General features: G+C 41.1%; 2 protein-coding genes. Both read right to left on the bottom strand.

Features of this window, described 5'->3' with window-relative positions:
- Positions 1-64: 64 nt before the first annotated feature.
- Positions 65-1,210 (bottom strand): SpoIID/LytB domain-containing protein, encoded by a 1,146-nt coding sequence (locus IQ229_RS18040; RefSeq protein ID WP_194046068.1) that lies wholly within the window; start codon positions 1,208-1,210, stop codon positions 65-67.
- A 199-nt stretch (positions 1,211-1,409) separates the two neighbouring features.
- A complete protein-coding gene (locus IQ229_RS18045) occupies positions 1,410-3,602 on the bottom strand; it encodes a GumC family protein (RefSeq protein ID WP_194046070.1) in 2,193 nt (730 codons plus the stop codon).
- Positions 3,603-3,637 lie beyond the last annotated feature (35 nt).

The following is a 3,637-nucleotide window of genomic DNA, read 5'->3' on the forward strand; positions in this document are numbered from 1 at the left end:
AGAATTAATAATCAGTCCCCAATGCCCAATGCCCAATGCCCAATGCCCAATGCCCAATGCCCAATTACTTCGCCTGAATTGGTGTTAGAGCTACACCTTTATAATAATGTCCCAAAATTTGCAGGTGGTTCACTCCTTGCCGAGCTAGATTGTATGCCCCCCACTGACTCATGCCTAAACCATGACCAAAGCCAAGCCCTTGGAGTACAAAATTTCCATCGGCTCCCTTCGTGACGCTAAAACGGGTACTTTTTAGCTTCAGCGCTGTCCGCACTTGCTCGCGCTGTAGAACCTTTGTGCCCTTGTTACCGACAATTTTCAAGACTTTAACACTACGGAAAGGCGAGAATGTTTCTGCAATCATCGCCGTCACATTGCCAAGTTCAGGGAATTTAGCGCTAATCTCACTGGGTGAGAAAGTTTTTACCCAATTACACGCGCTGATATTTTGATCGTAGTCTTGAACAGCCCGTAGGTATGGCAAGGCATTTCCCCAAACGTCTTCCACGTTTTCGGTATGTCCTCCAGAACAAGCGTGGAAAACTGAGAGAATAATCTTGTTGTTATAAGTTAGTACTTGCCCTGCTGTTTCATCCACTGCTTTGTAAGTCGCAGGAGATTCACTGATGACACCTTTGTAAATTTGCCAGCGATCGGGGGTATTGCCTAAATCGTAAACGGGATTATTTCGTTGTTTTTCTCGTTCGTAGAGGGCGTAAGTGCGGGCTGCGATCGCTTGGGCTTTTAGCGCTTCTTGTGGCCAACTAGCATTCATTTCGCCACCAAGAACGCTGTAGAGATATTCTTGATCGTCAACCCAGTTAACGGCCGTTAAGCCTTTTTCTGTGGGGACAACCAGAGTTCTGCCTCGATACCAGCGATCGCCAATATAAACAAATCCCTTACCAGTTGGCTCAATCCAAAATAAACCAGACTGCCACTTATCTAAAGCAACTCCGCCAGGAACGGCTTGGGCATAATATGCACTCATCGCTGGCAACTGTCCGAGAGTCCGGCCAGTACTATCCTTAACGATGCCAGTGGTGGAACTACCCACTTTTACCTGATTAACGCCCCTTTCAATTGCCACACGCAGGATTACAGACGCTTGGGCTGGGGCAACCAAAGCTATCCACAAAAAGATACTTACCCACCAATGACGTACTTTAATCTGGGAAAATAAAGAGCCTAAGTAAAGTTGGAATTTCATACCGATCATCTAATCACACTAGTATCTAATTGACGCTCTTAACTATGGCGTCTACTACTTTAAGATGAGACAGTTCTCCAACGCAGGAGGTTGCCACCTCCTACTAATTATGCATTTTACTTTAGCTATCAGGTAGAAATCAGGGAAAGTGAATCGTCCAAATCTGACTGCTGTGGAAGAGAAACTTTTATTCTTCGATTTACGATGCCAATACCTTTTGAGAATTGCTCGCTTCATTAGCGATAATTCCAATTAAATTCAACTTACTCAAAATTTCTATTGCTTGAGTCAGTTCAGTTCGAGTCACTTTTCCCATCCGCTCTACCATGACAATACCACTGCAAAAAGATGCCACAATCCTAGCATCAACCGTGCCTAAAATAGATGGAGCATCTATTAGTACTAGGTCATAATTTTGCTCAAACACCTCTATTAGTTCTTTCATCCGTTGAGAACTGAGCAACTTCACTGTGTCTTCTGGTTCTGGCCCAGCAGTCAAAATATCGATAGAGGGGTGAATTGGCTGGATGTAATCTTGAAAATGAGTAGTTGTCTCATCAACTAATAACAGAGAGAGTCCCCAGTCATTGGATAGTTCCAAGATTTTGTGCAAGCTAGGATTATGTAGATTAGCGTCAATTAGCAATACCCGTCTATGCATTCGGGCAGCACTAGCTACAAGCCCTAATACTAAGGTTGTCTTTCCTTCCCCTGGTAGTGCTGAAGTAAACATCAGCGACTTGAACGGTAAGGGATATTTTAATATTTGAATATTTTGGTAGATCATATCCAAAGTTTCATGGACGGGCAATTTATTACTGGCTTCTATTACAGAAGAATCTGAGCTTCTTCTGACATTCCAAGGCAGCCCCAGAGGCCGCTTTTTGATGCCACGTGACGGTAGTTTTGGTACTGATCCCAATACACGTAGATTCGTCAGTTTCTTTAAATCTCCGGCAGAATAAATAGCGTCATTAAACTTTTCCAAAATCAGGGTTGCTAAAATACCTAAAATCGGCGCAATTACTGCTCCTCCAACCAAAAATAATAATCTGTTGTTACCCATATAAATACCCGAAGAAGGTTCTGCCAAAACTTCCCAGTTATATCCTTCCTGAGCAATTTTCAGTCCTAATGACTGTTGTGCCTGGATTAGTTGTTCAAGGTTTTTGCGACTAGTTTCTACCTTTGGCAGCAGACGATTATATTCTGCTATTAAACTTGGGTATTTGTTTAGCTCAGAGCGTAGTTGCTGTTCTGATTCGACTAAATTTTTTTCATTGGCAGTTAGTCCTAAAACACTTGTCTGTACTAAAACAAACTCATCTACTAGAGTTGGATCAACCCCTAAAATTTGTCCTTTGAATAAAGGCTTTTCCTTACTAGTATTAGTAATAGTTTTCACCTCTTCTCGTAAAAGGGACAGTTGACTTTGGCGTTGCTGTTTTAATTTTTGTACCGATGGATAATCATCTGTATAGCGGAGCCGCTCTTTAGCCAATGCTAGTTCAGTTTTTTGAATTTCACTTAATAATGCTTGATAGCGGCTTGACTGATTTAAACGAGAAGAAAGTAGTGTATTCTGCTGAGACGAAGACGCTATTAGTTGCTCTAGATTATCGTAGCGAGCGTTTACATCTTGAAGGTTGGCACGAGTGGTTTGCAGCTGTTGTTGAATATCGGCTAGAGATTCTAGCAGAATTTTGCTTTGGACTTCGGGATCGAGTAATTTATGTTTTTTGCGAAACTGTTCTAAGTTTTTCTCAGCTTTACTTACCTCTTTTTTTATCTCAGGTAGACGAGTGTTTACAAAAGCTAATCCCTGATTAAGACGTTCTTTTTGCTGCTGTTTGTTGTAGTTTTGATAGACTTTCTGTAGCGCTTGAAGTACTCTTTGTGCTTTCACTGGATCGTCATCATGAAAAGAAACTTTAAATGCCTGATTAAAAACTTGATTTGCTCCTATACCTCCCGCTTCTGGAGTTACTTCTAAAGGTGCTTTTCTGTTATGTTCTTTTTGACCATTAATGTCTTGTAAGGTAATATCAGGATAATCAGAATGTAGTAAATCTACAGCTTTCTGAAGTAATTTAGAACTCAGCATGAGTTTCATCTGAGTAGTGGAATCAACAATTTGAGAATTTGAATTAGTAACCTGAGTATTTGACTGTAACCCTTCAAATAAATTGGAATTCACCAATATCTGCATATTGCTCTGGTAAGTAGGTTTAGTATTGATAGCCAAGAGGCTAGCAACTGACATAACTACACAGGAAACCCCAAATATCAGAAAGCGTCGGCGAAGCAAAATAGTAGATAGTTGTCTGATGTCAACTGCGCCTTGTGTTGAAGTAGTAACCTGTTGCTCTTGATTCAGACTAGTCTTAGCCACTATTAAACTCCTCTAATATCGAAACACTATATTTA

Origin of the sequence: Nostoc cf. edaphicum LEGE 07299, assembly GCF_015207245.1 — a bacterium.
Taxonomy (GTDB): Bacteria; Cyanobacteriota; Cyanobacteriia; order Cyanobacteriales; family Nostocaceae; genus Nostoc; species Nostoc edaphicum_B.

Excerpts from the sequence above, each read along its gene's own strand:
- IQ229_RS18040 (WP_194046068.1), bottom strand. The coding sequence starts at position 1,210 with ATGAAATTCCAACTTTACTTAGGCTCTTTATTTTCCCAGATTAAAGTA.